This is a genomic window from Acrocarpospora phusangensis (assembly GCF_016862995.1).
GTDB classification, from domain to species: Bacteria; Actinomycetota; Actinomycetes; order Streptosporangiales; family Streptosporangiaceae; genus Acrocarpospora; species Acrocarpospora phusangensis.
The window spans coordinates 1-3,729 of sequence record NZ_BOOA01000174.1; the positions used below are offsets into that span (position 1 = coordinate 1).

The following is a 3,729-nucleotide window of genomic DNA, read 5'->3' on the forward strand; positions in this document are numbered from 1 at the left end:
GCTCTCTGAACAGATGACCTCTGGCTCTAAGTCCGAGCAGCAGCGTCCTTGCTTGGCGCCGGTATGGCGAGAACTGACCACCTGCGTTAACGGCGCCGGATAACGGCGAGAAGCGGCGACCTTGCTGAAGCTGTTAATGATCAAGCACCTTCGGCCCGGTGGGGCGGTGCACAGGCGCACAGGGCCGAAGGCGATCGATCGAAACTCGTCAGGGCGGATCAGTTGGTCGACCAGCTCTGGCCAACCAGAGCCGGAGCTGGCCAGGTGGAACTGGTAGTGCTGGTCACCTGGAGCCGGCCAGGGGGAACTGGTAGTGCTGGTCAACTGGAGCCGGCCAGGTGGTGCTGCTGGTCAGCTGGTGCTGGAGCCGCGCCAGAGGTCGATGCCGGCTTCGACGGCGTCCTTGTCGATCGCGTCGAGTTCCTCGGGGGTGAAGTCGAGGCGTTCGACGGCGGAGAGGCTGTCATCGAGCTGTTTGACGCTGCTCGCGCCGATCAGCACCGAGGTGACCCGCTTGTCACGAAGCGCCCACGAGAGCGCCATCTGCGCGAGGGTCTGGCCCCGCCGCTTGGCGATCTCGTTGAGCGTCCGGATGTGACGCAGCGACTCGTCCGTCAGCAGACCGGGGTCGAGCGACTTGCCCTGCGTGGCCCGCGAACCCTCCGGAATGCCGTTGAGGTACCGGTCGGTCAGCATGCCCTGCGCCAGCGGCGAGAACGCGATGCAGCCGACACCCTCCGCCTCCAGCGTGTCCAGCAGCCCCCCTTCGATCCACCGGTTGAGCATCGAATACGACGGCTGATGGATCAGCAGCGGCGTGCCCATCTCCCTCAGAATCCGGGCGGCCTCCGCCGTCCGCTCCGGCGAGTACGACGAGATACCCGCGTACAGCGCCTTACCGGACCGAACCGCGTGATCCAGCGCCCCCATCGTCTCCTCAAGCGGCGTCTCCGGATCGAACCGGTGGCTGTAGAAGATGTCGACGTAGTCCACACCCATCCGCGCCAGCGACTGGTCCAGGCTGGCCAGCAGATACTTCCGCGACCCGAACTCCCCGTACGGCCCCGGCCACATGTCCCAGCCGGCCTTTGTGGACAGCACCAGCTCATCCCGGTACGGCCGGAAATCGTCAGCGAAGATCCGCCCGAAGTTCGTCTCAGCCGACCCGTACGGAGGGCCGTAGTTGTTGGCCAGGTCGAAGTGGGTCACCCCACGATCGAACGCCCGGCGCAGGATCGCCCGCTGGCTCTCAACCGGCTTGTCGTCGCCGAAGTTGTGCCAGAGCCCCAGCGAGATGGCGGGCAGCTTGAGGCCACTGCGCCCAGTCCGGTGGTACGGCATGGGCCCGTAGCGGTCGCCGGCGGCAACGTAGGTCATTTCGAAACTCCAACTCGATCGAGGATCCAGGAAAGCGTGAACGCTTCCTCGTGCCAGGCGTCATAGCGGCCACTCCGGCCGCCGTGCCCCGCACCCATCTCGGTCTTCAACAGGAACGGCCCTCCCCGAGCGACCGCACGCAGCCGCGCGATCCACTTGGCGGGCTCGTGGTAGAAGACGCGGGTGTCATTGAACGACGTGATCGCCAGGATCGGTGGATACACCACATCACGCACGTTCTCGTACGGCGAGTACGACTTCATGTAGGCGTACACGTCCGCGTTGTGCAGGGGATCGCCCCACTCATCCCATTCGATCACAGTCAGCGGCAGCGACGGATCGAGGATGGTGTTTAGCGGGTCCACGAACGGAACCTCGGCCACGACGCCGGCGAACTCCTCCGGCGCGAGATTGGCGATCGCGCCCATGAGCAGCCCGCCCGCCGATCCGCCGCGGGAGATGATCGGGCCCGACCATTCGCCCTTCAGATGCCGGGCGACCGCCACGAAGTCGGTGAAGGTGTTCTTCTTCCGGTTGAGCTTGCCGTCCTCGTACCAGCGCCGGCCCATCTCGCCGCCGCCCCGCACGTGCGCGACCGCGAACGCGAATCCCCGATCCAGCAAGGACAGCCGGGCGACCGAGAAGTACGGGTCGATGGAGCTCTCGTAGCTGCCATAGCCGTACAGAAGCGTGGGGGCCGGTCGCGCCGTGCCCTTCTTGATGACGATCGAGATCGGCACCTTCGTGCCGTCCTCGGCGATGGCCCACTCGCGGAACTGCTCATAGTCCGCAGGGTCGTAACCGCCGAGCACCGGCCGCTGCTTCAACAGGATGAGCTCACGACTCGGCAGATCGAAGTCGTACACCGACGGGGGAGTGACCATCGACGTGTACCCCAGTCGCAGCCGCGACGTCACGAACTCCGAGTTCCCCGAGGGCGCTACGTCATACAACGGCTCCGGGAACTCGAGCTCGTACGGCTCCGCCCCCTCGGGGAGGATCCGCAGGCCGGTGAGGCCGTCCCGGCGGAAGTGCACGACCAGATGCGACTGGAAGGCGTCCACGTCCAGCAGGCGGGTGTCGGCGCGGTGGGGGATCACGGGTGTCCAGCTGGCCGGGTCGTCGACCGGCGCACCAGCCAGCTCGAAATTCTCGGCGTTCTGGTTGTGCAGCACCAGGAAGCGGTCGTTCTGGTGGTCCACGTGGTACTCGACACCGGTCTCGCGGGACCGGATGACGGTGAACTCGCCCAGCGGGTTGTTCGCGTCCAGGACGCGGACCTCGCTGGTGATCTTGCTGTGCGCGCCCAGGATGAGGAAACGCTCGCTTCGCGAGAGCCCGACGCCGATCCAGAAGCGCTCGTCGTCCTCCTGGTAGACCACCGGATCCGAGTCAACCGAGCCCAGCGCATGGCGGAACACCCGGTTGGGACGCCAGGCCTCGTCGACCATCGTGTAGAAGAACGTCGAACCGTCGCCCGACCAGGCGCCGCCGTAGAAGATCCCGGGGACCTCGTCACTGAGCAGCTCATCGGTGGTCAGATTCTTGAAGCGCAGGGTGAACCGCTCGTCGCCGGAGAAGTCCGTGGAGTAGGCGAGCATCGTGCCATCAGGGCTGACCGACGTGGTCCCGATGGCGAAGAACGGACTGTCCCCGGCCAGCTCGTTGCCGTCGAGCAGGACCTGCTCCCCAGGCAACGATTCCCCGGGCGTCAGCACCGGCGGATCGTCGCCCTCGGCGGCGACCCGGCACTGAATGCCGTATTGCTTGCCCTCTTCGGTCCGCGAGTAGTACCACCAGGCGCCCTTACGTGTGGGCACACTGAGGTCGGTCTCCAACGTCCGGCCCTTGATCTCCTGGAAGATCGAGTCCTGGAGAGCTTTCAGATGCGTGGTCGCTTCGCTGGTGTAGGCGTTCTCCGCCTCCAGATAGGCGACCGTGTCCGGATCGTCCTTCTTGATGAGCCAGGCGTATTCATCGATCACGGTGTCGCCGTGATGCGTGCGCTCGGCCAGAACCTTTTTCGCCGCTGGCGGCATGTCGCTGCTCACCCGCACACTCTATGTCTGGCGGATCCGCCGCCAAGGCCACTCGGCCCTCGCCTGTGGATAACCCCCTCCCTGTGGACAGAGCATTCCCCCTAGGGGTGACAGGGGGACGGGACACCGCCGCCATGGCGTCGTTTGTGCTGTCGCACTCGTGGAGGCTGCTAATCTTTTCTTCGTCGGGATCACCCGGCGCAATCCAAACTCCCTCACTTCGGTGGCGGATCTTGGCGCGCCTGGGGAGACCAGGACAATCCCCTGAAACACGGCAGTCCGGAAGATCGATTCGCAAGAGCCGATTCGGACT

Annotated in this window: 2 protein-coding genes; both read right to left on the reverse strand. The window is 65.5% G+C overall.

Going from position 1 to position 3,729, the window contains the following annotated elements:
- Positions 1-351: 351 nt before the first annotated feature.
- Positions 352-1,377 carry an L-glyceraldehyde 3-phosphate reductase gene (gene mgrA / locus Aph01nite_RS40705; RefSeq protein WP_204046442.1) on the reverse strand — a complete coding sequence of 342 codons (1,026 nt, stop codon included), beginning with the start codon at positions 1,375-1,377 and terminating at the stop codon, positions 352-354.
- Positions 1,374-3,428, reverse strand: a complete 2,055-nt coding sequence (locus Aph01nite_RS40710; RefSeq protein WP_204046443.1) for a S9 family peptidase — start codon at positions 3,426-3,428, stop codon at positions 1,374-1,376. The genes mgrA and Aph01nite_RS40710 overlap by 4 nt, the downstream gene beginning before the upstream one ends.
- Positions 3,429-3,729: the final 301 nt, after the last annotated feature.